Annotated in this window: 22 protein-coding genes; 10 read left to right on the plus strand and 12 right to left on the minus strand. The window is 71.8% G+C overall.

Annotated elements, in window-relative coordinates; all coding sequences use genetic code 11:
- The first annotated feature begins 20 nt into the window (after nt 1-20).
- Entirely contained in the window at nt 21-902 is an 882-nt protein-coding gene (locus tag ACYVDA_RS15290) for a sigma-70 family RNA polymerase sigma factor (RefSeq protein ID WP_460819280.1), read from the plus strand.
- A gap of 92 nt (nt 903-994) precedes the next feature.
- Here ACYVDA_RS15290 and mmsB read toward each other — a convergent pair whose 3' ends face one another.
- From mmsB to ACYVDA_RS15325, 7 genes are all read right to left on the minus strand, one after another.
- The gene (mmsB, locus tag ACYVDA_RS15295) at nt 995-2,272 is read right to left on the minus strand and encodes a multiple monosaccharide ABC transporter permease (protein WP_460819281.1); all 1,278 of its coding nucleotides are present in this window, start codon (nt 2,270-2,272) and stop codon (nt 995-997) included.
- Nucleotides 2,269-3,816 carry a multiple monosaccharide ABC transporter ATP-binding protein gene (gene mmsA / locus ACYVDA_RS15300; RefSeq protein WP_460819282.1) on the minus strand — a complete coding sequence of 516 codons (1,548 nt, stop codon included), beginning with the start codon at nt 3,814-3,816 and terminating at the stop codon, nt 2,269-2,271. The genes mmsB and mmsA overlap by 4 nt, the downstream gene beginning before the upstream one ends.
- A 97-nt stretch (nt 3,817-3,913) precedes the next feature.
- Complete coding sequence (chvE, locus tag ACYVDA_RS15305; protein ID WP_460819283.1) at nt 3,914-5,083, minus strand: multiple monosaccharide ABC transporter substrate-binding protein; 1,170 nt, start codon at nt 5,081-5,083, stop codon at nt 3,914-3,916.
- Nucleotides 5,083-6,612 carry an L-arabinose isomerase gene (gene araA, locus ACYVDA_RS15310; RefSeq protein ID WP_460819284.1) on the minus strand — a complete coding sequence of 510 codons (1,530 nt, stop codon included), beginning with the start codon at nt 6,610-6,612 and terminating at the stop codon, nt 5,083-5,085. The genes chvE and araA overlap by 1 nt, the downstream gene beginning before the upstream one ends.
- Entirely contained in the window at nt 6,609-7,337 is a 729-nt protein-coding gene (locus tag ACYVDA_RS15315) for an L-ribulose-5-phosphate 4-epimerase (RefSeq protein WP_460819285.1), read from the minus strand. The genes araA and ACYVDA_RS15315 overlap by 4 nt, the downstream gene beginning before the upstream one ends.
- Nucleotides 7,334-9,022, minus strand: coding sequence for a ribulokinase (gene araB, locus ACYVDA_RS15320; RefSeq protein ID WP_460819286.1), 1,689 nt, complete (start codon nt 9,020-9,022; stop codon nt 7,334-7,336). Before araB ends, ACYVDA_RS15315 begins: the two co-directional genes overlap by 4 nt.
- Nucleotides 9,023-9,220: 198 nt before the next feature.
- Nucleotides 9,221-10,246 (minus strand): LacI family DNA-binding transcriptional regulator, encoded by a 1,026-nt coding sequence (locus tag ACYVDA_RS15325; RefSeq protein WP_460819287.1) that lies wholly within the window; start codon nt 10,244-10,246, stop codon nt 9,221-9,223.
- An 84-nt stretch (nt 10,247-10,330) separates the two neighbouring features.
- On the opposite strand from ACYVDA_RS15325, the gene ACYVDA_RS15330 reads away from it, so the two are divergent.
- From ACYVDA_RS15330 to ACYVDA_RS15345, 4 genes are all read left to right on the plus strand, one after another.
- Nucleotides 10,331-11,089 carry a sulfite exporter TauE/SafE family protein gene (locus tag ACYVDA_RS15330; RefSeq protein WP_460819288.1) on the plus strand — a complete coding sequence of 253 codons (759 nt, stop codon included), beginning with the start codon at nt 10,331-10,333 and terminating at the stop codon, nt 11,087-11,089.
- 89 nt (nt 11,090-11,178) lie between these two features.
- Nucleotides 11,179-12,651 carry an MFS transporter gene (locus ACYVDA_RS15335; RefSeq protein WP_460819289.1) on the plus strand — a complete coding sequence of 491 codons (1,473 nt, stop codon included), beginning with the start codon at nt 11,179-11,181 and terminating at the stop codon, nt 12,649-12,651.
- Between the two features lie 34 nt (nt 12,652-12,685).
- Nucleotides 12,686-13,255, plus strand: coding sequence for a universal stress protein (locus ACYVDA_RS15340; RefSeq protein ID WP_460819290.1), 570 nt, complete (start codon nt 12,686-12,688; stop codon nt 13,253-13,255).
- 44 nt (nt 13,256-13,299) lie between these two features.
- Nucleotides 13,300-14,523, plus strand: a complete 1,224-nt coding sequence (locus ACYVDA_RS15345) for an FAD-binding domain-containing protein (protein WP_460819291.1) — start codon at nt 13,300-13,302, stop codon at nt 14,521-14,523.
- A 3-nt stretch (nt 14,524-14,526) separates the two neighbouring features.
- Here the strand turns inward: ACYVDA_RS15345 and ACYVDA_RS15350 are convergent, their stop codons facing one another.
- A complete protein-coding gene (locus tag ACYVDA_RS15350) occupies nt 14,527-15,573 on the minus strand; it encodes an LLM class flavin-dependent oxidoreductase (RefSeq protein WP_460819292.1) in 1,047 nt (348 codons plus the stop codon).
- 127 nt (nt 15,574-15,700) lie between these two features.
- Here ACYVDA_RS15350 and ACYVDA_RS15355 point away from each other — a divergent pair, with 127 nt between their 5' ends.
- Nucleotides 15,701-16,291, plus strand: coding sequence for a GNAT family N-acetyltransferase (locus ACYVDA_RS15355; RefSeq protein ID WP_460819293.1), 591 nt, complete (start codon nt 15,701-15,703; stop codon nt 16,289-16,291).
- A 44-nt stretch (nt 16,292-16,335) separates the two neighbouring features.
- Here ACYVDA_RS15355 and recQ read toward each other — a convergent pair whose 3' ends face one another.
- Nucleotides 16,336-18,180, minus strand: coding sequence for a DNA helicase RecQ (gene recQ, locus ACYVDA_RS15360; RefSeq protein WP_460819294.1), 1,845 nt, complete (start codon nt 18,178-18,180; stop codon nt 16,336-16,338).
- Between the two features lie 73 nt (nt 18,181-18,253).
- Between recQ and ACYVDA_RS15365 the strand changes: the two genes are divergently transcribed.
- The gene (locus tag ACYVDA_RS15365) at nt 18,254-18,670 is read left to right on the plus strand and encodes a DUF1003 domain-containing protein (RefSeq protein ID WP_460819295.1); all 417 of its coding nucleotides are present in this window, start codon (nt 18,254-18,256) and stop codon (nt 18,668-18,670) included.
- Here the strand turns inward: ACYVDA_RS15365 and mscL are convergent.
- Together mscL and ACYVDA_RS15375 are read right to left on the minus strand one after the other, a co-directional pair.
- A complete protein-coding gene (mscL, locus tag ACYVDA_RS15370; protein ID WP_460819296.1) occupies nt 18,667-19,077 on the minus strand; it encodes a large conductance mechanosensitive channel protein MscL in 411 nt (136 codons plus the stop codon). The two genes, ACYVDA_RS15365 and mscL, sit on opposite strands and share 4 nt — an antisense overlap.
- Before the next feature lie 131 nt (nt 19,078-19,208).
- The gene (locus tag ACYVDA_RS15375; protein ID WP_460819297.1) at nt 19,209-19,532 is read right to left on the minus strand and encodes a CBU_0592 family membrane protein; all 324 of its coding nucleotides are present in this window, start codon (nt 19,530-19,532) and stop codon (nt 19,209-19,211) included.
- Between the two features lie 118 nt (nt 19,533-19,650).
- On the opposite strand from ACYVDA_RS15375, the gene ACYVDA_RS15380 reads away from it, so the two are divergent.
- The 3 genes from ACYVDA_RS15380 to ACYVDA_RS15390 all read left to right on the plus strand — a co-directional run bounded on the left by ACYVDA_RS15380 (nt 19,651) and on the right by ACYVDA_RS15390 (nt 22,809).
- Nucleotides 19,651-20,574 carry a LysR family transcriptional regulator gene (locus ACYVDA_RS15380; protein ID WP_460819298.1) on the plus strand — a complete coding sequence of 308 codons (924 nt, stop codon included), beginning with the start codon at nt 19,651-19,653 and terminating at the stop codon, nt 20,572-20,574.
- Between the two features lie 148 nt (nt 20,575-20,722).
- The gene (locus ACYVDA_RS15385) at nt 20,723-21,409 is read left to right on the plus strand and encodes a DUF5995 family protein (RefSeq protein WP_460819299.1); all 687 of its coding nucleotides are present in this window, start codon (nt 20,723-20,725) and stop codon (nt 21,407-21,409) included.
- 23 nt (nt 21,410-21,432) lie between these two features.
- Nucleotides 21,433-22,809: a hypothetical protein gene (locus tag ACYVDA_RS15390; protein ID WP_460819300.1), complete on the plus strand. Its 1,377-nt coding sequence runs from the start codon at nt 21,433-21,435 to the stop codon at nt 22,807-22,809.
- Nucleotides 22,810-22,965: 156 nt separating this feature from the next.
- Here ACYVDA_RS15390 and ACYVDA_RS15395 read toward each other — a convergent pair whose 3' ends face one another.
- The gene (locus ACYVDA_RS15395) at nt 22,966-23,415 is read right to left on the minus strand and encodes a flavodoxin domain-containing protein (protein ID WP_460819301.1); all 450 of its coding nucleotides are present in this window, start codon (nt 23,413-23,415) and stop codon (nt 22,966-22,968) included.
- Nucleotides 23,416-23,604: the final 189 nt, after the last annotated feature.

A 23,604-nucleotide genomic window follows, 5' to 3' on the forward strand; every position in this document is an offset into this window, starting at 1 on the left:
ACCGAACTGCGGTGAGCCCCATGAGCACCTCCACCCTTGAGCGCCCCTTCCCCAGCACCCGCCCGGCGACCGCACCCACCGACCGGGCGGAGGCCGTACGACGCAACCGGGCCGACCGCGCCGCCAGGACCGCGGACCTCTTCCGGCGCGGCCTCGCGTGCGACGACGTCGCCGAGGCCGAGCGCCTCGTCGACGAGGCGATCACGCTCAACATCGTGGTGGCCGAGGCGGTCGCCTCGCGCTACCACCGGCGCGGGCTGGCCGACGAGGAGCTGGACGCCGTGGCGCGCCTGGGCCTGGTCAAGGCCGCGCGCCGCTTCGACCCCTCCCTGGGCCACGACTTCCTGTCCTTCGCCGTGCCCACCGTCCGCGGCGAGGTCCGCCGCTACTTCCGCGACTGCGGCTGGATGGTGCGCCCCCCGCGACGCATCCAGGAGCTCCAGCTCCGGATCGCCGGGGTCGAGGGACAGCTGGGCAGCACCATCGGTCGCCACCCCGACGCCGACGAGGTGGCCGCCGCGGTCGGCTGCTCGCGCGAGGACGTCGTCGAGGCGCAGGCGGCCCGCGGCTGCTTCTCGGCGACCTCGCTCGACTCCAGCCCGGCCGACTCCGACGCCGCCGCCCCGATGGTCGACCGGCTCGGTGACGAGGACCCCGGGATGGCCGAGGTCGAGACCCGGGAGATGCTGCGCCCCGCGCTGAGCTCGCTGAAGGAGCGCGACCGGCTGATCGTCCGGCTGCGCTTCTTCGACGGTCTGAACCAGTACGAGATCGCCGAGCGCCTCGGGGTCACCCAGGTGCAGGTCTCCCGCCTGCTGCAGCGCATCATGCGCGACCTGCGCGTCGCCCTCGAGGGTGACGCCCCCGCCACTGCCGGGACGCGGGCACACCGGGCGGCGTGACGGTCCGGACGGTCTGACGGACGAGGGCCCCACGGTGCGATCGCACCGTGGGGCCCTTCCGTCGTGCGCCGGCCAGCTCGCGCGGCGGGGTCTCAGCCCGAGCGGACCGGTCCGGTCCCGGGCGCGTCGACCAGCTCGATCTCCTCGATCAGCTCGTCCGGTGGCGCGGCCGTCGCGGCCGGGTCCTCGGCCCCGGCACCACCCCCGACCGAGGTGCGCTTCTTGTTCCACACGTCGAAGGCGACCGCGGCCAGCAGCACCAGGCCCTTGACCGTCTGCTGCCAGTCGATGGAGACGCCCATCAGCGACATGCCGTTGTTGAGCACGCCCATCACGAAGCCACCGATGATCGCGCCGACCACGGTGCCGACACCGCCGGTGACGGCCGCGCCGCCGATGAAGGCCGCGGCGATCGCGTCGAGCTCGAAGTTCGTGCCAGCCTTGGGGTTGGCCGCGGTGAGGCGGGCGGCGGTGACCATGCCGGCCAGGGCCGCGAGCAGGCCCATGTTGGTCATCACCAGGAAGTCGATGCGCTTGGTGCGCACGCCGGACATCGTCGCGGCGTCGACGTTGCCGCCGATGGCGTAGACGTGGCGGCCGGTGACGGTGCGCTGGGTGATGAAGCCGTAGACGCCGATCAGCACGAAGAGGATCAGGCCGACGATCGGGACACCGCGGTACTGCGCCAGCAGGAACGCGAAGGTCATCAGCACCAGGACCAGGGCGACCAGCTTGGCGTAGAACAGGCCCACGGGCAGGACGTCGAAGTTGTAGCGGACGGCCGAGGCGCGCTTGCGGAACTCCAGCACGACCAGCACGACCGCGAGCAGCGCGGCCAGGAGCAGCGTCAGGTTCGACAGCCCGGTGTCGGGGCCGACGTCGGGCAGGAACCCGTTGCCCATCGCCTCGAAGCCGTTGGGCAGGCCGCCGACAGTCGCGCCCTTGAGCACGACCAGGGTCAGGCCACGGAAGATCAGCATGCTGGCCAGGGTCACGATGAACGCGGGGATCCCGACGTAGGCGACCCAGAAGCCGTGCCAGGCCCCGATCGCCGCGCCGAGGACCAGGCAGAGGAGCACCGCGAGCACCCACGGCACGTCGTACTTGGTCATCAGGATCGCCGCGACCGCGCCGGTGAAGGCCGCGACCGACCCCACCGAGAGGTCGATGTGGCGGGCGATGATGACCACGACCATGCCGATCGCCAGGATCAGGATCGAGGCGTTCTGGGTGAACAGGTTGGTCAGGTTCAGGGGCCGCAGCAGGATGCCGTCGGTGGTGAACTGGAACAGCACCACGATGGCCGCCAGGGCGATCACCATGCCGTACTGCCGCACGTTGCCGCGCAGCGCCTTCTTCAGCGGGTTCATCGGACTACCTCTTGCTCCTGGGTCGACGTGGTCATGTAGCGCATGAGCGATTCCTGGTCGGCCTCGGCCCGGTCGAACTCATGGGTGATGCGGCCCTCGGCGAGGGTGTAGATCCGGTCGCAGAGCCCGAGCAGCTCCGGCAGCTCCGACGAGATCACCAGCACGCCCCGGCCCTGGTCGGCCAGGCGCTGGATGACGCCGTAGATCTCGTACTTCGCGCCCACGTCGATGCCGCGGGTGGGCTCGTCGAGGATCAGCAGCTTGGGGTCGGTGAACATCCACTTGCTCAGCACGACCTTCTGCTGGTTGCCGCCGGACAGCTTGGCGACGCCCTCGTTCACGGTGGGGGTCTTGATGTTCATGCTGGTGCGGTACTTCTCCGCCACCAGCACCTCCTCGCTGCTGTCGACCACGAGGCCCTTGCGCAGCTTGTCGAGCCCGGCGGCCGACACCGAGCGCTTGATGTCGTCGAGGAGGTTCAGGCCCAGGGCCTTGCGGTCCTCCGAGACGTAGGCGATGCCGGCGTCGATGGCGGCGGCCACCGAGCCCAGGTGCAGCTCCTGGCCGTCCAGGACCAGCCGGCCCTCGACCTTGCTGCCGTAGGAGCGGCCGAAGATGCTGCGGGCCAGCTCGGTGCGACCGGCGCCCATCAGCCCGGCGATGCCGACGATCTCGCCCCGTCGCACCGACAGGCTCGCGTCCCGGATCACCGCGCGGGAGGAGTCCAGCGGGTGCATCACGGTCCAGTCGTCGAGCTCGAAGAGCACGTCGCCGACGTCGGGGGTGTGGTCGGGGAACCGGTTCTCCAGGTCGCGGCCCACCATGCCGCGGATGATCCGGTCCTCGTCGACCTGGTCGGCCGCGACCGCGAGGGTCTCGATGGTGCGGCCGTCGCGGATGATCGTGATGTGGTCGGCCACCTGCTCGATCTCGTTGAGCTTGTGGCTGATCATGATCGAGGTGATGCCCTTGCCCTGGAGCTCCTGGAGGAGCTGCAGCAGGTGCTGTGAGTCGTCGTCGTTCAGCGCGGCGGTGGGCTCGTCGAGGATCAGGAGCTTGACCTCCTTCGACAGCGCCTTGGCGATCTCCACCAGCTGCTGCTTGCCGACGCCGAGGTGCTTGACCTGGGTCAGCGGGTTCTCGACCAGGCCCACCCGGGCCAGCAGGTCGATGGCCTGGCGGTGCGCGCGGTCCCAGCTGATGATGCCGCCGCGGGCGGTCTCGTTGCCGAGGAAGATGTTCTCCGCGATCGACAGCTCGGGGATCAGCGCGAGCTCCTGGTGGATGATCACGATCCCGGCGGCCTCGCTCTGCCGGATGTTCTTGAACTCGACGACCTGGCCGTCGAAGACGATGTCACCGTCGTACGTGCCGTGGGGGTAGACGCCCGAGAGCACCTTCATCAGCGTGGACTTGCCGGCGCCGTTCTCGCCGCAGATGGCGTGGATGTCGCCGAACTGCACGTCCATGCTCACCTCGCTCAGCGCCTTGACGCCCGGGAACTCCTTGGTGATGGAGCGCATCTCCAGGATCGGCTGGCTCATCGGGGGCCCTTCTCGGTGTGGGGGTGGTGGTGCGGGGTCGTTCGGGGGGTGGTGCCGTGGCCGGGCCGGGGTCACCGGCCCGGCCACGGCACCGGGGTCACTTGAGCTCGGCCTGGGTGTAGTAGCCGGTCTTGACCAGCGCGGAGTCCACGTTGGCCTTGGTGACGGGTTGCGGGTCCAGCAGGTAGGACGGGACGACCTTCTTGCCGTTGTCGTAGGTCTTGGTGTCGTTGACCTGCGGCTTCTTGCCGGCACCGATGGCCTTGACCATGGCGACGGTGACCTTGGCGAGCTTGCGGGTGTCCTTGAAGATCGTGGAGTACTGCTCACCGGCGAGGATCGACTTCACCGAGGCGACCTCGGCGTCCTGCCCGGTCACCACGGGCAGCTTCTTGCTGCCGCCGCCGTAGCCGTTGGACTTCAGGGCCGCGATGATGCCGATCGAGAGGCCGTCGTACGGCGAGAGCACGCCGTCGACGGTCGCCTGGGTGTAGCTCTTGGTCAGGATGTCCTCCATGCGCTTCTGCGCGGTGGCGGGGTCCCAGCGCAGGATGGCGGCCTGCTCGAACTTGGTCTGGCCCGAGACGACCTTCATGTCGCCGGAGTCGATGAGGGGCTTGAGCTTCTTCATCGCGCCGTTCCAGAAGAAGGTGGCGTTGTTGTCGTCGGGCGAGCCGGCGAACAGCTCGACGTTGTAGGGCTTCTTCTTGCCGCTGGCGGCCAGACCGTCGATCAGCGACTGGGCCTGGAGCTCCCCGACCTTCTCGTTGTCGAAGGTGGCGTAGTAGTCGACGGCCTTGGTGTCGCGGATCAGGCGGTCGTAGGAGATCACCGGGATCTTGCTGTCCTGGGCGGTGGAGAGGACGTCGCCGAGGGCGGTGCCGTCGATGGCGGCCACGACGAGCATCTTCTCGCCCTTGGTCACCATGTTCTCGACCTGGTTGACCTGGGTGGGGATGTCGTCCTCGGCGTACTGGAGGTCGACCTTGTAGCCGGCCGCCTCGAGCTGCTTCTTGATGTTGTTGCCGTCCGCGATCCACCGCTCCGAGGACTTGGTGGGCATGGCGACACCGATGGTGCCCTTGTCGCCGCTCCCGGACCCGCTGCTCCCACAGGCCGTGAGGCTCAGGGCCAGGGTGGCACCGGCGACTGCTGCGATCGTCCTGCGCACTGACTTCTCCATTCGTTGGGGTTCCTTGCTGCTGGTGGCAGGGGTCTGCCGCTTGGTGGTGCTGGGTCCGGGGGTGCTGCTGTCCCGCGTCGTCATCAGAAGCCCTGCGCGAGTCGGTGGTAGGCCTGGTTCCAGCGCAGCTCCTGGCGGAGCCGGCGGACCGAGGTGTCCTCGTCGATCAGCACCAGCTCGGTGCCGACCATGTCGGCGAGGTCGGCCAGGTGGTCGGCGTCCAGCGCGGTCGAGAGGACCGTGTGGTGGGGACCGCCGGCGGTGAGCCAGGCCTCGGTGGAGGTCTGCAGGTCGGGCGCCGGGCGCCACACGGCGCGGGCCACGGGGAGCTTCGGCAGCGCCTCGAGCGGGGCGACGACCTCGGCGGTGTTGGCCACGAACCGGAACCGGTCGCCCAGGTCGCAGGTGCCCAGGATGACGGCGTCGCCGGGAGCGGCGTCGAAGACCAGGCGGACGGGGTCCTCGCGGTCACCGATGCCGAGCGGGTGGATCTCCAGGGTCGGCTTCCCGGCCGCGATCGAGGGGCAGACCTCGAGCATGTGGGCGCCGAGGATGACCTCCTCGCCGGGGACCAGGTGGTAGGTGTAGTCCTCCATGAACGAGGTGCCGCCGGGCAGCCCGTCGGCCACCACCTTCAGGGTGCGCAGCATGACCGAGGTCTTCCAGTCGCCCTCGCCGCCGAAGCCGTAGCCGTCGGCCATCAGCCGCTGGACCGCGAGGCCGGGGAGCTGGCGCAGGCCGCCGAGGTCCTGGAAGTTGGTGGTGAAGGCGGTGAACCCGCCGTCGGTGAGGAAGGTGCGCAGGCCGGCCTCGATGCGGGCGCCGTAGCGCAGGGAGTCGTGGCGGTCGGCGCCGGCGCGCAGCTCGGGACGCACGTCGTAGAGGTCGGCGTACTCCTCCACCAGGGTGTCGATCGTGGCCTCGGGGACGGCGTCGACGACCTCGACCAGGTCGTTGACCCCGTAGGTGTTGACCGAGACGCCCCAGCGGCGCTCGGCCTCGACCTTGTCGCCCTCGGTGACCGCGACGTCGCGCATGTTGTCGCCGAAGCGGGCCAGGCGCATCGTGGAGAGGGCCGCGCGGCCGAGGGCGGCGCGGGTCCAGGCCCCGACGCGGCGCTGGGTGCGCTCGTCGCTGACGTGGCCGGCGACGGTGAGGCGGTCGATGCCGAGGCGGGTCTGGACGTAGCCGAACTCCCGGTCTCCGTGGGCGGCCTGGTTGAGGTTCATGAAGTCCATGTCGATCTCGGACCACGGGAGCGCGACGTTGGCCTGGGTGTGCAGGTGCAGCATCGGCTTGCGCAGCTGGTCCAGGCCCGTGATCCACATCTTCGCGGGGCTGAAGGTGTGCATCCAGGTGATCACCCCGACGCAGGCGTCGTCGGCGTTGGCGGCCAGCATCACCGAGCGGATCGCGGCGGCGTCGGTCAGCACCGGCTTGGCCACGATCGTCGCGGGGACGTGGGCGGAGGCGCCGAGGGCGTCGGAGACCTCGCGCGACTGGCGCGCGACCTGGTCGAGCACGTCGTCGCCGTAGAGGCCCTGGCTGCCGGTGAGGAACCAGACCTGGCCGGGGGCGGGTGCGCCGGAGGGTCGGGGGGTGGGGCTGGTCACGAGGGACTTCCTGTCGTCGGGGAGGGGGCCGGGTCCGCCGCGGAGGTCGCGGGCTGGCCGTAGACGTTCTGGTAGCGGTCGAAGAGGGAGTCGACGTGGACCTGGTCGATCGGCAGCGGGGTGCCGAGCTGGCGGGCCACGTGGACCGTGCGGGCGACGTCCTCGAGCAGGACCGCGGCCTTGACCGCGGAGCGGGCGTCCGCCCCGACGGTGAAGGGGCCGTGGTTCTGCATCAGGACGGCCTTGGAGCGGCTGGTGCGCAGCGTCTCGACGATGCCGCGCCCGATCGAGTCGTCCCCGATCAGGGCGAAGGGCCCGACCGGGACCTCGCCGCCGAACTCGTCGGCCACCATGGTCAGCACGCACGGGATCGCCTCGCCGCGGGCGGCCCAGGCGGTGGCGTACGTCGAGTGGGTGTGCACCACGCCGCCGACCTCGGGCAGGTGGCGGTAGACGTAGGCGTGGGCCGCGGTGTCCGAGGACGGGGCCCGGTCGCCCTCCACCAGCACGCCGTGGAGGTCGGTGACGACCATGCCGTCGGCGTCGAGGTCGTCGTAGGAGACACCGGACGGCTTGATCACCATCAGGTCGCGGCCGGGCACCCGGGCCGAGACGTTGCCGGCGGTCCAGACGACCAGGCCGTTGCGGGTCAGCTCGGCGTGTAGGGCCGCGACCTGGGCGCGCAGGTCGCGCACGGTGGTGGCGACGTCGGCGGTGACGGTCATCGGCCGGCCTCCTGGCGGGTGCGACGGGCCTCGCGACGGCGGGCCTTGAGCCGGTGCATGACGTCGTTGGCGCCCCGACCGAAGTAGTCGTGGAGGGTGCGGTACTCCTCGTAGAGCGCGGCGTAGGCCTTCACGTTCTCGGGGATCGGCTGGTAGCGGCCGCGGTCGACGCGTCCCATCACGGCTGCGGCGGCCTGCACGTCGGCGTACTCCCCTGCGGCGACGGCGGCGTGGATGGCCGAGCCGAGCGCCGGGCCCTGGGTGGAGGCGATCGTGGACAGCGGCAGGTCGCAGACGTCGGCGTAGACCTGCATCAGCAGCGGGTTGCGCAGCAGCCCGCCGGCCACGACGAGCTCCTCGACCGGGACGCCCGACTCCTCGAAGGCCTCGATGATCGTCCGGGTGCCGAACGCGGTGGCCTCGAGCAGTGCGCGGTAGGTGTCCTCGGGCCGGGTCGCCAGGGTCTGGCCGACGACGATGCCGGACAGGTCGTGGTCGACCAGCACCGACCGGTTGCCGCTGTGCCAGTCGAGCGCGACCAGGCCGTGCTCCCCCACCTCCTGGGTGGCGCACCGCTCGGTCAGCAGCTCGTGGACCGACAGCCCGCGCTCGGCGGCCTCGGCCGTCACCGCCGCGGGCACGCCGTGGGTGACGAACCAGTTGAAGATGTCGCCGACGCCGCTCTGCCCGGCCTCGTAGCCCCACAGGCCCGGGGTGATGCCGCCCTCGACCACCCCGCACATGCCGGGGACCTCGCGCAGCACCTCGCCGTTCATCACGTGGCAGGTCGAGGTGCCCATGATCGCGACCATCTGGCCGGCCTCGATGGCCTGGGCGGCCGGCACGGTGACGTGGGCGTCGACGTTGCCGGTCGCGACCGCGATGCCCTCGGGCAGGCCGGTCAGCGCCGCCGCCTCGGGGGTGAGGCCGCCGACGCGGTCGCCGAGGCGGGCCAGGGGCCGGTCGATCTTGTCCGAGACGAAGTCGGCGAAGTCGGGGTTGAGCTCGGTCAGGAAGTCGCGGCTGGGGTAGGTGCCGTCCTGGAGGATCCCCTTGTAGCCCGCGGTGCAGGCGTTGCGCGAGAGGGTGCCGCACAGCTGCCAGACGATCCAGTCGGCGGCCTCGACGAAGTGCGCCGTCTCGGCGTACACCTCCGGGGCCTCCTCGAGCAGCTGCAGACCCTTGGCGAACTCCCACTCCGAGGAGATCAGGCCGCCGTAGCGCGGGAGCCAGGGCTCCGCGCGGTGGCGGGCGAGCTCGTTGATCCGGTCGGCCTGGCCCTGGGCGGCGTGGTGGCGCCAGAGCTTGACGTAGGCGTGCGGCTCGCCGGTCAGGTGCGGGAGGTCCGAGAGCGGCGTGCCGTCGTCGGTGGTCGGCACCATCGTGCAGGCGGTGAAGTCGGTGGCGATCCCCACGACCTGCGCCGGGTCCACGCCCGCCGCGACGAGGGCCGCGGGCACCGCGACGCCGAGCACCTCGAGGTAGTCACCGGCGACCTGCAGCGCCCACTCGGGGTCGAGCCGGGTGCCGTCGGGCAGGGCCTGGTCGAGGACCGCGTGCGGGTAGTCGTGCACCGCGGTGCCGAGCTCGGCACCGTCGGAGACCCGGACCACGAGGGCGCGTCCCGACAGCGTCCCGAAGTCCACGCCGATGACGACACGGTCGCTGCTGGTGGGTGTTGGCACGCCTGCTCCTTGTCGATGTGAACGTTCACTGTGAGCGTTCACATGCAGGAGTGTGACTGTCGCCACAGAGGCCGTCAAGGAGGCTCGCGCCGAAAGTTCGTCCGCGCGTCGTACGCCGTCCACGTGGCCGCCCCTGAGCGTGCGAACCTGCCTAGACCAGCTGGCCCCGGGCGTGTCGGCGCAGGCGGCCGACCGGGCTCAGCCCGCGGGCGGGGCGGTGGACTCGCGGACCACCAGGGTGTTCGGCACCAGGGCCACCGCGGGCTGGGTCTCGCCACCCAGGGCGCGACCGAGCACGTCCATCACCCGTCCGCCAAGCTCGGCGAAGTCCTGGTGCACCGTGGTCAGCGCGGGCCAGAAGTAGCCGGACTCCGGGATGTCGTCGAAGCCCACGACGCTCACGTCCTCGGGCACGCGGCGTCCCTGCTCGCGCAGGGCCCTCACCAGCCCCAGCGCCATCTGGTCGTTGGCGACGAAGACGGCCGTCAGGTCGGGCTCCCGGGCCAGCGACAGCCCGGTGCGGTAGCCGCTGCGCGCGCTCCAGTCGCCACCCCAGCGCAGGGGCGGCACCCGTCGGCCCTGCCGCTCGAGCTCGGCCCTCCAGCCGTCGCGACGCGCCGAGGACTCCGCCCACCCCTGGGGCCCGGCCAGGTGCACGACGGTCTCGTGCCCCAGGGCGAGCAGGTGCTCGGTCGCCAGCCGCGCGCCCTGGGCGTTGTCGACGCCCACGGTGAGCGGCGTCGCGGAGAGGTCGCCCTCGACCACCACGACGGGGATGTCGAGGTCCAGCGACTGCGCCCGGCGCAGCACCGTCTCGTGGGGCACGATCACCACCAGGGCCTCGACGACCCGCTCGAGCAGCTGGTCCACGGCGCCGGAGAACGCCTCGGTCGACATCGAGACCAGGTTGACCGTGGCCAGCCGGTAGCCCGTGGCCCCGGCCGCGGACTCCAGGGCCCGCAGCACGCTGGCCGGACCGAACAGGGAGCTGCCCCAGGTCACCACCCCGACGGTGCGCGAGTGGGTGGAGGCCAGCTGCCGGGCCGCGAAGTTGCGGCGGTAGCGCAGCTCCTCGACCGCGACGAGCACGCGGTCGCGGGTCTCGGCCCGGACGCCGGGCAGGTCGTTGAGGACCCGGGAGACGGTCTGGTGGGAGACACCGGCCCGGGCCGCGACGTCGGCCATCCGCGCGACGCGCGGCCGCTCGTGGGAGGCCGGGCTCATGCCGCGACCCTAGGCCACCCGGGCGGCCGAGGGACGGCGGTCCGCCACTAACGTGGGTGCCATCGTGACGAACCCGCGCCCGGCATGACGGCCTACCTCCTGCTGGTGGTCGCCGGGTTCGCCGGCGGCGTGATCGGCACCGTCGCGGGGCTCGCCTCGCTGGTGAGCTACCCGGCCCTGCTGGCCTTCGGGCTGCCGCCCCTGGCCGCGAACGTCACCAACACCACCGCGATGACCGGGGTGCTGGCCGGGTCACTGGTCGGCGCCCGGCCCGAGCTGCGCGGCCAGGCTGCGCTGCTGGCGCGCCTCGGCGTGGCGGCCGGAGCCGGTGGCGCGGTGGGTGCGGCCCTGCTCCTGCTGACCCCGGCCAGCGTCTTCGGCCACGTGGTCCCGGTCCTGGTGGCGGCCGGGTCGGTCCTGCTGCTGGCCCGCGACCGGATCCGGGCCGCGCTCGACCGACGCAGACCCGGCGCCGTGCCCGGTGTGGTGCCCGGGCGCACGACGACGGTGCTGGTCCTCCTCACCGGGGTGTACGCCGGCTACTTCGGCGCCGCGGCCGGCATCATCGTCCTGGCCGTCGTCTCGGCCACGACCACGCTGCCCTTCGTGACCGCCAACGCGGTCAAGACGGTCCTGACGGGGGTCGGCAACGTGGTCGCCACGGCGGCGTACGTCGTGCTGGCGCCGGTCAGCTGGCCGGCCGTGGCCGCCCTCGGGCTGGGCCTGACCGTCGGCGGCTGGTGCGATCCCGCGCTGGGACGGCGCCTGCCCGAGCGCGGGCTGCGGCTGGCGATCGGGGTGGCCGGCCTGGCGCTGGCCGCCTGGCTGGCCTGGAAGGGCTGAGCGACACCTGAGAAACGCCTGACAAATCGTTGTTTGTGACGACGGTCTCGCGGGTACAGCACGTTGTCACTCGAGCCAGGGGGAAGCCCATGTCCAGTCCCACGACGCAGCAGGACCGCCCGGTCCGCAGCCTGATCCCGGCGCGGATGCACGACATGCCGTGGTCGCGCTTCCACTGGATGGTGATCTTCGGGCTCGGCACCGCCTGGATCCTCGACGGCCTCGAGGTCCAGATCGTGGCCGCCGGCGGCTTCGAGAAGTCGCTGAGCATGAGCGCCGCCCAGGTCGGTCTCGCCGGCACCATCTACCTCCTGGGCGAGGTGGCGGGCGCGCTCCTCTTCGGCCGGCTCACCGACTCCCTGGGCCGCAAGAAGATGTTCACGCTGACCCTGATGGTCTACCTGGTCGGCGCGGCCCTGGCCGGCCTGGCCCCGAACATGTGGATCTTCCTGGTGTGCCGGTTCATCTCCGGCATGGGCATCGGCGGTGAGTACTCCGCGGTCAACTCCGCCATCGACGAGCTCATCCCGGGCAAGCAGCGCGGCCGGGTCGACCTGGCCATCAACGGCACCTACTGGTTCGGCGCCGCGATCGGTGCGGCGGCCAGCTCGTTCCTGCTCGACACCGCCCGCTTCGGGGAGAACGTCGGCTGGCGGATCGCCTTCTTCATCGGCCCGGTCCTGGGCCTCGGCATCATCTTCCTGCGCCGCCACATCCCCGAGAGCCCTCGCTGGATGCTGACCCACGGCCACGCCGAAGAGGCCGAGAAGGTCGTCGCGGGCATCGAGCACCAGATCGAGGCCTCGGGCCAGACGCTCCCCCACCACGACGACTCCGAGGCCCGCTGGATCAAGGCCGGCTCCGGGCTGAGCGCGAAGCAGCTGTCCTACGTCTTCTTCAAGCTCTACCCCACCCGCACGGTCCTGGGGCTGACGCTGATGATCACGCAGAGCTTCCTCTACAACGCGATCTTCTTCACCTACGCCCTGGTGCTGAAGAACTTCTACGGGCTCAGCGCGTCCCAGGCCGCCCTGTTCTTCTTCCCGTTCGCGATCGGCAACCTGCTCGGACCGCTGCTGCTCGGACCGCTGTTCGACACCGTGGGCCGTCGCAAGATGATCGGCGGCTGCTACGCCATCAGCGGCATCGTGCTGGCGATCTCGGCGTTCCTGTTCAAGGCCGACGCCCTCACCGCGGGCACCCACACGGCGTTCTGGTGCGTGGCGTTCTTCTTCGCCTCTGCCGGCGCCTCCGCGGGCTACCTGACCGTCTCCGAGATCTTCCCGCAGGAGGTCCGCGGCCAGGCGATCTCGTACTTCTTCTCGATCGCCCAGGTCTTCGGCGCCCTCGGACCGGTGCTGTACGGCGCCCTGATCGGTGACGGCAAGGACCGTGGCCCGATGTTCTGGGGCTACCTGCTCGCCACCGCCGTGATGCTCCTGGGGGCCCTCGTGGCCGCCGTCTGGGGCGTCGACGCCGAGGGTCGCTCGCTGGAGGAGATCGCTCCCCCGCTGACCGAGTTCGACGAGGACGGCCACCAGAAGACGCTCCTGCCCGTCTGAGCGTCGACCAGGAACCAGCGAGGGGACCCACCGCATGTCCGAGCACACCGATCAGCCCGAGCAGCCGCCGTACACCGTCGTGGTGGGGGTCAGCACGACCTCCAGCTCGCCCACCGCGCTGCGGTGGGGACAGGCGCAGGCACGGTCGCACCACGGCCGCCTGGTCGCGGTGCGTGTCTACCGCGCGCCCAACGTCCCGGCCGGGCCGTCGGGTGCCTCCACCCGGATCCCGCCGGACCCCGACGAGGTCAACGCCCTGGAGCGGGCGCAGCTCGAGCGCGACGTGGTCGCGGTGCTGGGCGAGGACCACGGCGCGGAGCTGCGGGTGGTGCGCGGCAACAAGCGGCGCGAGCTGCTCGACCAGGCCCGCGGCGCCGACCTGCTGGTGATCGACGCTCCCCGGACGCCGTCGATGTCGCCGCTGCTGGCCCACCGGGTCGTGTACGCCGCCACCTGCCCCGTCGTGGTGATGCCGCCGTCGATCTCGGGCGCCCCGGCGACCGCGCTCACCCGGTCCGCCCAGGCCGTCGGACGGGCGGCGCTCCGCTCGGCCGCGACCGGGGGCCGGCCGGGCTACCGACCGCCGCCCACCCCGGGCGACTAGCGCAGGCGCTCCGACCTGTCAGGGGTGCCTGTCAAGGTGTGGTCGTGCCCTCACTGCCCCCGCTGCCGGACGTCGCCGACACCGCGGCGGTCACCGCCTGGGTGGCCACGCACCTCGGCCACCTGACCTTGGAGGGTGCCGACGGCGTCGAGCCGGGCGGGCACCGCGGTGGGCAGGCGGCCGCGGACCTCGCGCTCGGCACGCTCGACATCACCGGCTACGCCCGCTCCCGCTCGACCGTGCTGCCGGAGGGACGTCGGGGCGCGAGCCGGCTCTCGCCGTACGTCCGTCACGGGCTGCTGAGCCTCCCCGAGGTGTGGGACGCCGTGTCCGGGGCGCCGTCGAACGACGTCCGGCGGTTCCGTGACGAGCTGATGTGGCAGGAGTACGCCCGCCACCTCTACGCCCGCACCGGCCCCGCCCTGGCGGCACCCCTGCGCTACGAGCAGCCCCGGCCGACGGGTCCCGTGGCCTGGGAGGACGACATGGCGTGCACCTCGTGGCTGCGCGAGGAGCTCGAGGGCCAGGGCTGGCTGGTCAACCAGACCCGGATGTGGTGGGCCTCCCACTGGGCCGTGCGCAACGGCAAGGACTGGCGCGCGGGCGAGGACGACTTCTTCCGCCACCTGCTCGACGGCTCGCGCGCGGCCAACCGGCTGGGCTGGCAGTGGACCGTCGGCACCGGGAGCGGCAAGCCCTACGGCTTCAGCCGGTGGCAGGTCGAGAAGCGCGCGCCGCAGCTGTGCCGCTCCTGCCCGCTGCGCGACGCCTGCCCGATCCAGGGCTGGCCCGACGCCGACCGGGGTCCGGCCGTCGCCGACGCGCCGCTGCGCGAGGCCGTCGACGCCGGCCCCGGAGCCGGCCCGCACGAGACCCTGGAGCAGGGCGAGCCCGACGCGGTGTGGCTCACCGCGGAGTCGCTCGGCGACGCCGACCCCGCACTGGCGGCGCACCCCGACCTGCCCGTGGTGTTCGTGTACGACGAGCCGCTGCTCGCCTCGCTGCGCCTGTCCGGCAAGCGGCTGGTGTTCCTCACCGAGACGCTCGCCGACCTGGCCGAGCGCCGCGCGGTGGACGTGCGCCTGGGGAGCGTGCCCGCGGAGCTCGTCGGCCGGGCCGTGGCGACCACGTTCGCGCCGGTGCCGGGGTTCGCCCGCCACTCGTCCGCCGTGGACGTCGCCCGGCTGCACCCCTGGCCGTGGCTGGCCCGGCCGACCGACCAGCGGCTGACGTCGTTCAGTGCGTGGCGCAAGGGCGTTCGGCGCTGAGCCTCACGCGTCCTCGGTGCGCGGGCGCCAGCCGAGCGCGGGACCCAGCCGCGTGGCGATGTCGGTGAGGATCTGGACGTAGTCGTCGTGCTCGAAGGAGAACGGCAGTGCGAACGCCACCTCGTCGACCTCGCGGAAGCCGGCGTGGGCGTGGAGCCGCTCGGCGATCTGCTCGGCCGGGCCGACCAGGTCGGGGGCGAACAGCATCCGGCCCGGTCCCTGCGGGCTGGTGGTGCGGGCCAGGCGGGAGGCGGCGTACGCCTCGTAGCGCCGGCGCTGGTCGGGCGTGGCCGTGTCGGTCGGCACGACCACCAGTCCCTGGGAGACCCGGGCCGCCGCTCCGTCCGGGTGGTGCTCGCGGAACGTGCGGACGTGGGAGCGCTGGATCTCGGCGAAGTCCGGCACCTCCTCGGACCCCGGGTCGTCCTCGGCCTTGACCACGCTGCTCGTGAGCAGGTTGAGCCCCTGCTCCCCCGCCCAGCGGGCCGAGCGCAGGCTGGCCGCGCCGTACCAGACCCGGCTCGCCAGACCGGGGGCGTGCGGCTGCACCCGGTCGGAGAAGTCCTCGATGCCGACCCGGCCCTCGAACGGGCTGACCGGGTCGCCGCGCAGCATCCCCAGCAGGCGCTCGACGCGGCCGTAGCCGAAGTCCTCCTGCTCGGCCGTGTCCGGGTAGAGCGCCTCGCGGACGTCGTCCCACCGCATCGGCGGCCCCACGCTGATGCCCGGGTTGAGGCGACCGCCCGCGAGCAGGTCGACGGTGGCGAGGTCCTCGGCGAGGCGCAGCGGGTTCTCCCAGCCCAGCGGCGTGACGGCCGTCCCGAGCGCGATCCGGCTGGTGCGCTGGGACGCGGCGGCGAGGACCGCCACCGGCGAGGAGATCCCGAACTGGAGGTGGCGGTGCCGCAGCCAGGCGCTGTCGAAGCCGAGCTCCTCCCCCAGCTCGATGACCCGCAGCGTCGACTCGTGGCCGGCGCCGGGGTCGGCGGGGTCGAAGAGGCCGATGGTGAGGAAGCCCAGCTGCTGCAACGGCGTGGACGGGTCAGGCACGGCGGGTCCTTCCGGGCGGTGGCGGCGGGCGGGCGCCCGGCGTACGCCCCCATCGTCACAGGCGGACGGGCAGCGCCGCTGCGAGCACGGCCACCGGACCGCGACCGGCCCTGGCAGGATGCGACGCGTGGCCCCCACCCTCGCCGACCTGGACTGGCCGCTGCGGACCGAGCGGCTGGTCATCCGTCCGAGCCGCGCGGACGACGCCGAGGCCCTGCACGCCGTGCGGACCCACCCACTGATCGCGACCTGGGCGCACTCGGTGCCGACGGGTCTGCCGGAGTGGCAGGAGCGCTACCGCGACCCCGCGGTGGTCGGCCGGCTGCTGACCGTCGAGGTGGACGGGCAGCTCGCCGGCGAGCTGATGGTGGCGGTGGGCGACGCCGACGCCCACCGCGAGGTCGCGGAGCAGGCGGCCGCCACCGAGGCCGAGCTCGGCTGGCTGATCGCCCCCGACCACCAGGGCCGCGGGCTCGCAACCGAGGCCGCCCGCGCCCTGCTGGACCTGTGCTTCGGCCCGCTCCGCCTGCGGCGCGCGACCGCCTCCACCACGGAGGCCAACGTCGCCTCGTGGCGGGTGATGGAGAAGCTCGGGATGCGCCTGGAGACCCGGTCCCGACGCAGCACGCTGCACCGCGACCACGGCTGGATCGACGGGCGGGTCTACGCCCTGCTCGCCGAGGAGTGGCCGGTCAGGCGCCTCCAAGGCCCCACCTGACCAGGGTGGCCTCCCGCGTCGACCACGGGCAGGCCCGCTGACCCTCAGGCCGAGAGCACCTCGAGCAGGGCGTCGCCCCACTTCTCGATCTTGCCCGCACCGATCCCGGAGATGCCGGCGAGCGCGGCCTTGTCCCCCGGCACCTCGGCGGCGACCTGGCGCAGCGTCGCGTCGTGGAAGATGACGTACGCCGGGAGGCCGGCCTCCTTGGCCGTCGCCGCCCGCCAGCCGCGGAGCCGCTCGAAGCGCGCCTCCCCCGCGGCGTCCAGGGGGATCGCGTCGGCGGCCTTGCTGCGCCCGGACCCGCCCGACCCGCCCGACCGCTTGCGCGAGGCCCGGGGCGCCTCGGTGCGCAGCGGCACCTGGCGGCCGGCCCGCAGCACCTCGTTGGAGCCCTCGGTCAGCTCCAGCGTGCTGTAGCCGTCGCCGGAGACGGCCAGCAGCCGGCGGGCCAGCAGCTGCCGAATGACCCCGCGCCAGCCGGCCGCGTCGAGCTCGGTCCCGATCCCGAAGACGGTCAGGTCGGTGTGGCCGAGCTGGACCACCCGCGGGGTGGCGTTGCCGAGCAGGATGTCGACGACGTGGCCCGCGCCGTACCGCTGGCCGCGCTGGTGGAGCCGCACCACGGCCGAGAGCACCTTCTGCGCCGCGACCGTGCCGTCCCAGGTCTGGGGCGGGGCGGTGCAGGTGTCGCAGTTGCCGCACGGGGCGGACTCCTGGCCGAAGTAGGCCAGCAGCTGGACGCGGCGGCACTCGACGGTCTCGCACAGCGCGAGCATGGCGTCGAGGTTCTGCCCCAGCCGTCGCCGGTGGGCCGCATCGCCCTCGGAGGTGTCGATCATGCGGCGCTGCTGGACCACGTCGGCCAGGCCGTAGGCCAGCCAGGCGGTCGCCGGCTCTCCGTCGCGCCCGGCGCGGCCGGTCTCCTGGTAGTAGCCCTCGACCGACTTCGGCAGGTCCAGGTGGGCCACGAACCGCACGTCGGGCTTGTCGATGCCCATCCCGAACGCGATCGTCGCGGTCATCACCAGCCCGGGCTCGCGCAGGAACCTGGCCTGGTGCTGCCCGCGGACCGACGCCTCGAGCCCCGCGTGGTAGGGCAGCGCGGTGATCCCGTTCTTGGTCAGGTGGGCGGCCGTCTCCTCCACCGACTTGCGCGAGAGGCAGTAGACGATGCCGGCGTCGCCGGCGTGCTCGGTGCGCAGCAGGTCGAGCAGCTGGGCGCGCGGGTTGTCCTTGGGCACGATGCGGTACTCGATGTTGGGCCGGTCGAAGCTGGCCACGAACGTGCGCGCGGAGTGCAGGTGCAGCCGCTGGGTGATGTCCGCGGCGGTCGCGGCGGTGGCGGTCGCGGTGAGCGCGATCCGGGGCACCTCGGGCCAGCGGTCCCCCAGGACGGCCAGCTGGAGGTAGTCGGGCCGGAAGTCGTGGCCCCACGAGGACACGCAGTGCGCCTCGTCGATCGCGAACAGCGAGATCTCACCGCGGGCCAGCAGCTGGAGCGTGGCGGGCACCGAGAGCCTCTCGGGGGCGAGGTAGAGCAGGTCGAGCTCGCCCGCGACGTACGCCGACTCGACGCGGCGCCGCTCGTCCAGGTCCTGGGTGGAGTTCAGGAAGGCGGCCCGGACGCCGAGCGCCTCCAGCGCGTCCACCTGGTCCTGCATCAGCGCGATCAGCGGCGAGATCACCACGCCGGTGCCGGGTCGGACCAGCGCCGGCACCTGGTAGCACAGCGACTTGCCGCCTCCGGTCGGCATCAGGACCAGCGCGTCACCGCCGGCCACCACCGTGTCGATGATCGCGGCCTGCTCGCCGCGGAAGGCGTCGTAGCCGAAGACGCTGCTCAGGGTCTCGAGCGGGGTGGTCGTCACGGCGCTGCTGGCGGGCATGGGGCCCATCCTCCCCGACGCCTCCGACAAGCGCCCACGTCGGTCGGTCGGGTCCGCCGTCCAGGATGGGGTCATGACACACAAGGCCAGGACCGGACTCAGGCACCCCGTCGTCGAGGAGTTCACCCGCCAGAGGGCCCAGGACGCCCAGGCGCGACTCGCGGACGCGATCACGAAGTTCTCGGGCTCGATGCTGTTCGTCTACGTGCACGTGGTCGTGTTCGCCGTCTGGATGATCCTCGTCGAGCGCAGTCCGTGGCCCACGCTGACGCTGGTGGTCTCGCTGGAGGCGATCTTCCTGTCGACGTTCGTGATGATCGGGCAGAACCGGGCCGCGGCGTTCCAGCAGGCCAAGGCCGACCACGACTTCCGCGAGCAGGAGCTGGAGCTCAAGGACAACACCGAGATCACGCGCCTGATCCACGTCCTCACCCAGGAGCTGCACGACCGGCTCCTGAGCGCCGAGGACCCGGGCCGGGGGCGGGGCTAGGCGACGAGCGGCTCCACGTCGCGGGTGCAGAACATGCACACGCTGGCGTCGACCGGAATGAAGGACTTGCAGTGGTCGCACTCGCGGTTGCCCTGGGCGCCCGCCGCCTCCTTGCCGGTGAACCGCTTGATCAGCTTGACCAGCAGCAGGATCACGAAGGCGAGCAGCAGGAACCCGACCAGGACGGTCAGGAACTTGCCGTACGGGATGACCGCGCCGTTGACGCGCACCGAGAGCCCGTTGAAGCTCGGCTTGCCGAAGATCGCGGCCACCAGCGGCATGATCAGGTCGTCGACGAAGGCCTGGACGACCCCGGCGAACGCGAGACCGATCGCCAGGCCGATGGCCACGTCGACGAGGTTGCCGCTGAAGGCGAAGGTCCGGAACTCGCTGAGAAGCTTGCGCACGGCGAGATCATCGTCGCTGGCGGTGGCCACGACAAGCCCTCACCTCGGGTGCGCGCCTTCCTCGAGGACGAGTGAGGCACCTCGGAGTTCGCGACCTCCTCCCCCGCCGCAGCCCGGCTCCGTGGGAGGAGTCAGGCGGCGTCGAGGTGCAGGACCTGGGCGTCCGCGGACGGCACCGCGCGGACCGGCAGGAACCGCAGGACACCGGCCCGGGTGGCGCGGCGGCCGTGCAGCGTGATGATCGCCCCGTGCAGGGCCACGCCCGACCACAGCAGGTTGGACACGACGCTCGGCCAGGCGCCGTACGCCGCGCTCGCGGTCGCACACAGGACCCCGCCGGTGATGTTGAGAGCGGCGTAGCGGAGGGAGGCGGAGTGCCACCTGCCCCGGCTGAGCATCACGTAGGCAGCGATGGTGCCCACGGTGCCGACCCAGCCCATGGCCGACGTGATCATGCGATGTTTCCTCGTTCTGTTCCGTGCCCGGGCCTCTCCGCCCGACTCGTTAATTCTGAGGCTGGTGTGAATGTAGCGCCATCGCACTCCGATGCATCCGGCATGTAGCATCGCTGAAGTGATCCTGGACCCCCGACGGCTTCCGTTCCTGCTCGCCGTCGGGCGCCACGGCGGCGTCCTCGCGGCTGCCGACGAGCTGGCTGTGACGCCGTCGGCGGTCTCCCAGCAGCTGGCCAAGCTCGAGCGTGAGACAGGTCGCACCCTGCTTCGACGTACGCCGTCCGGGAGCGTGCTCACCCCCGCCGGCCTGGCGCTCGCCGAGGCCGCCGAGGAGGTCGAGCGCACCCTCGCGCTGGCCCGGTCGCGGCTGGAGCACGACGACGAGGTGGTCAGCGGCAAGGTGCGGGTCGGCGGCTTCCAGTCCTTCCTCAGCAACGTCCTGGCGCCCGCGCTGCCGGGGTGGCGCGAGCGGCACCCGTCCCTGGTGATCGAGGTGGTCGAGGCCGAGGAGTCCGAGCTGTCACGGTCCCTGCGCGCCGGGACGCTCGACGGCACCATCGTGGAGCTCGACGCCGGGGAGGGCTACGCGCCGCCCCGCGGCACCACCGACGTACCCCTCCTCGACGAGCCGTGGAAGCTCGTCGTCCCCTCCGGCGCCCTGCTGGCCACCGACGTCGTCGACATCGCCCGCGTCGGCCTCCCATGGCTCGGCGTCGACCCCACCGCCGCGAGCGCCCAGGCCGTGGACCGCGTACGCCGCCGCCTCGGCGGCGACACCTCCAGCCTGCACACCTACAGCAGCGTCCAGTACGCCCTCGCCCTCGTCGCCGCCGGCGAGGGCGTCACGCTGCTGCCGTCCCTGGCGCTCGAGGGGCTGAGCACCGACGGCGTCGACGCGCTCTCGATCCCCGGCCTCGGCCTGCGCCGGGTCGTCCTGCGGCACCTCACGCGCGGCCGGGCGGCCAGCCCGTCGCTGGTCACGGCCGTCAGCCTGATCCGGGAAGCCTCTGCTTCGTTCTCGTACGAGGCGTCGGGGTTGTGAGGGCGCTCTCAGGCGGTCGTTGCGCGCTGCGGGAGCGTACGACGCAGCCCCATGAGGGGTCATGCCTGGCGTCGGGCCTTTGCCCGAGGAGCGCCTTCCGCGGCTGCTCTCGGGTGTCCAGGGATCGTGCCCACGTCATACTCGCGTGGTGAGCCAGCCGACGACCGTGAGCGGCGTGATCACCCGTCTGAGGGAGATCGACGCTGCCCTGCCGGCCGGGGACGGTGTCGCGATCTTCAACCGGATGTACCTGCAGGTCACGGAACGTATCGAGGCGATCCTGGCCGACCCCGCAGATGCCGCGACCGTCTTCGGTGACCCGGAGACCATGGCCGCGCTGGACGTGGCGTTCGCAGGACTGTGGCTGGCGGCGTACGACGCCGACGCGGGCGGCGGGCCGGTCGGTCCAGCGTGGCGCCCCCTTTTCGAGGCACGTGGCGCGGGACGACTGCCGGTGCAGTACGCCGTGGCTGGGATGAACACCCACATCGAGCACGACCTCCCCATTGCCGTGGTCGACACGTGTCTGGCCCGGGGCAGGCACCCCGCCGACGTCCACGGTGACTACGAGCAGGTCAACGTCGTGCTGGCAGAGGTCGAGGCGCCGATCCGCCGCTCCTTCCTCGATGCTGTCGGGCGCCAGGTGGACGACGGTGTGGGCTCGATCGTCCACGTCCTGAGCGCTTGGGACATCGACAAGGCACGTGAGCTCGCCTGGGTGACGGTCGAGGCGATCTGGGAGCTGCGCGGCACCAGCCCGTTGCGTGACCACTTCCTCGCATCTCTGGGTGACACCGTAGGCATGACCACGCGGGTCCTCCTGGCTCCTGCCTGAGCGTGCACGACGGGCGTCGGTTCATGTTCTTCGCGCGGTGGTTCACCGACAGCTTCTTGCGTGCCAGCCGGGAGGACTTCCGTCAGAACACCTCGACGCAGGAGATCGACCTGTGCCAGATCTACGGGCTCGGGGCCGAGCAGACGCGCACGCTGCGGTCGACGGAGGCCGGGCCTCGACGGGCTGGTCTGCTCCACCACGTGGCTGCCGGACCACCGAGGGTCCATCATGGCAAGGAGCTCACCGAGCGCCACTGTGTTGACCCGGACGGGGGACGGCAAATGGATGTCTCCGCCACTGCTGCCCGTGGCCTCGATGCCCATCGGGCAGCAGCGACCAGCAAAGAGCCTCGCAACAAGCGCTTGTGGGCGATCGACGTCAACATCGCGGTCGACGTCATGGAGGCACGGCTCGCGTCGAGCAAGGCCGCCAGCGCGTGGACGCCCGCGCAGGCCGCGTTGGAACCCGGTCTCCTGCGACGGCTCGCGGCGGCCCGTGCTGCGACGCTGCGGCACGACCCGGTACCGGGCCACGTGAGCAACTGGTGGCGCGGGACGCTCATCGAGACCGCGTACGAGAACCTGCACGCCGCCGAGGCGTTGATGGCTGCCTACTACACCCCCGAGGAGATGGCGGCCGAGATCCCCGAGGCGGTTGCCCGGGTCGATGCGGGACTGGACCGGGACGACCCGCGACGGGTCGCCGTCCAAGACCTCCTGGAGAGCCCGATGACCGAAGCAGTACGTCGGGCCGAACTGCTCAAGGCCATCGAGATCGGCTTCAGCGCCTCAGACGCCGAATTCACCCGGCTGCGCAGGTTTCGCAACACCGTGCTCGCAGGGGCCGCCGCCATGACGGTGCTGATGATCCTGTTCGGCATGTACGTGCACGCCAACCCCTCCGACGTGCCCTTCTGTTTCGCACCCACCCGAGGCGACGTCGTCTGCGCCTCAGGTGGCAGCGCGCCGGCACCCCACGACGTCGTGGCCGTCGCGCTTCTGGGAACCCTGGGCGGCCTGCTGGCAACCATCCTCGCCATCCGGAAGATGGAAGGTTCCTCAGGCCCCTACAACGTGGGACAAGCGTTGGCGGTGCTCAAGCTCCCACTGGGAGCGATGTCGGCCGTAGGCGGACTGATCGCGATCCGCGGCGACTTCATCCCAGGTTTCTCCCAGCTGGACACCCAAGCCCAGATCTTGGCCTACGCGTTCGCTTTCGGCTTTGCCCAACAGCTCCTCACCGGACTCATCGACCGGCAGGCCACGACGATCCTGAGTCGTACTCCGGGCAAGTCGGCCAGGGTCACGCGGCCACTTCGCATCGCCCCCGCCAGGCCGCCGAGCACCCTCGAAGCCGGCGCGCCCGACGCTGACGTTGCCGACACCGGGTCGACCACCTGAGCACGGTCAGCCACGCACCGGTCGAGAACACCGGGGGCGGGGATCACCGTCATGACCTGGGGTACGCCAGGATGCGGGCGTGAGCCAGGGTGTCTGCCGGGGACCCTGGTTCTGTCGCGATGACCAGCCAGGTCTGACTCAGCCTCGCCGCTGCCGCTACTGGACGGCCAGCAGCTCGGCGGCGATCTCCTCGGTCCAGGCGTCGATGGCTTCCTCGTCCTTCTGGGAGAGCACGTCGTGCTGGGCCCCTGCGAAGACATGTCCGCCGCGAGGTTCGACCAGCCTGACGAGCTGGTGGAACTCGTGTGGCGGTGTGTCCTCCGCGGCACTGGGCGCGGTGCCCTCCGGACCACTGCTGAACAGCCACACGGCGCGGTCTGCGAACTCCTTGCGGTGGTGTCGGGCGAAGCGGACTGCCGCGTCGAGCCAGTGGGACATGTGTGCGTTCCCGCCTAGGACCACGGCCTGGTAGGCGGCGACGCTCTTCACGTTGGTGATGGGTTCGGCGCGGGCGTGCAACCCCTCCTCGCGCAGCCCGCTGGCGATACGTTCGGCGATCTGGGTTGTGGGACCACGGCGGGTGGCGTAGGCAACGAGGACATACATGGCGCTTCCTTTCCTGGTCCCATCGTGGCGCGAAACGGGTGGGGGCGCAGCCCCCTTTCGACGGTCACCGCCTGGTCGGATCAGTGGCCGCGGTCTCCACCAGGTCGTGGCAACTGCAAGGCGTGATGCTTTCGAGGCGGCCGTCCCCAGAAGGCGTGTGTCACCGTTCAGCATCCCCGCGGCGCTTGA

The sequence above is a fragment of the Nocardioides korecus genome, from assembly GCF_054778395.1.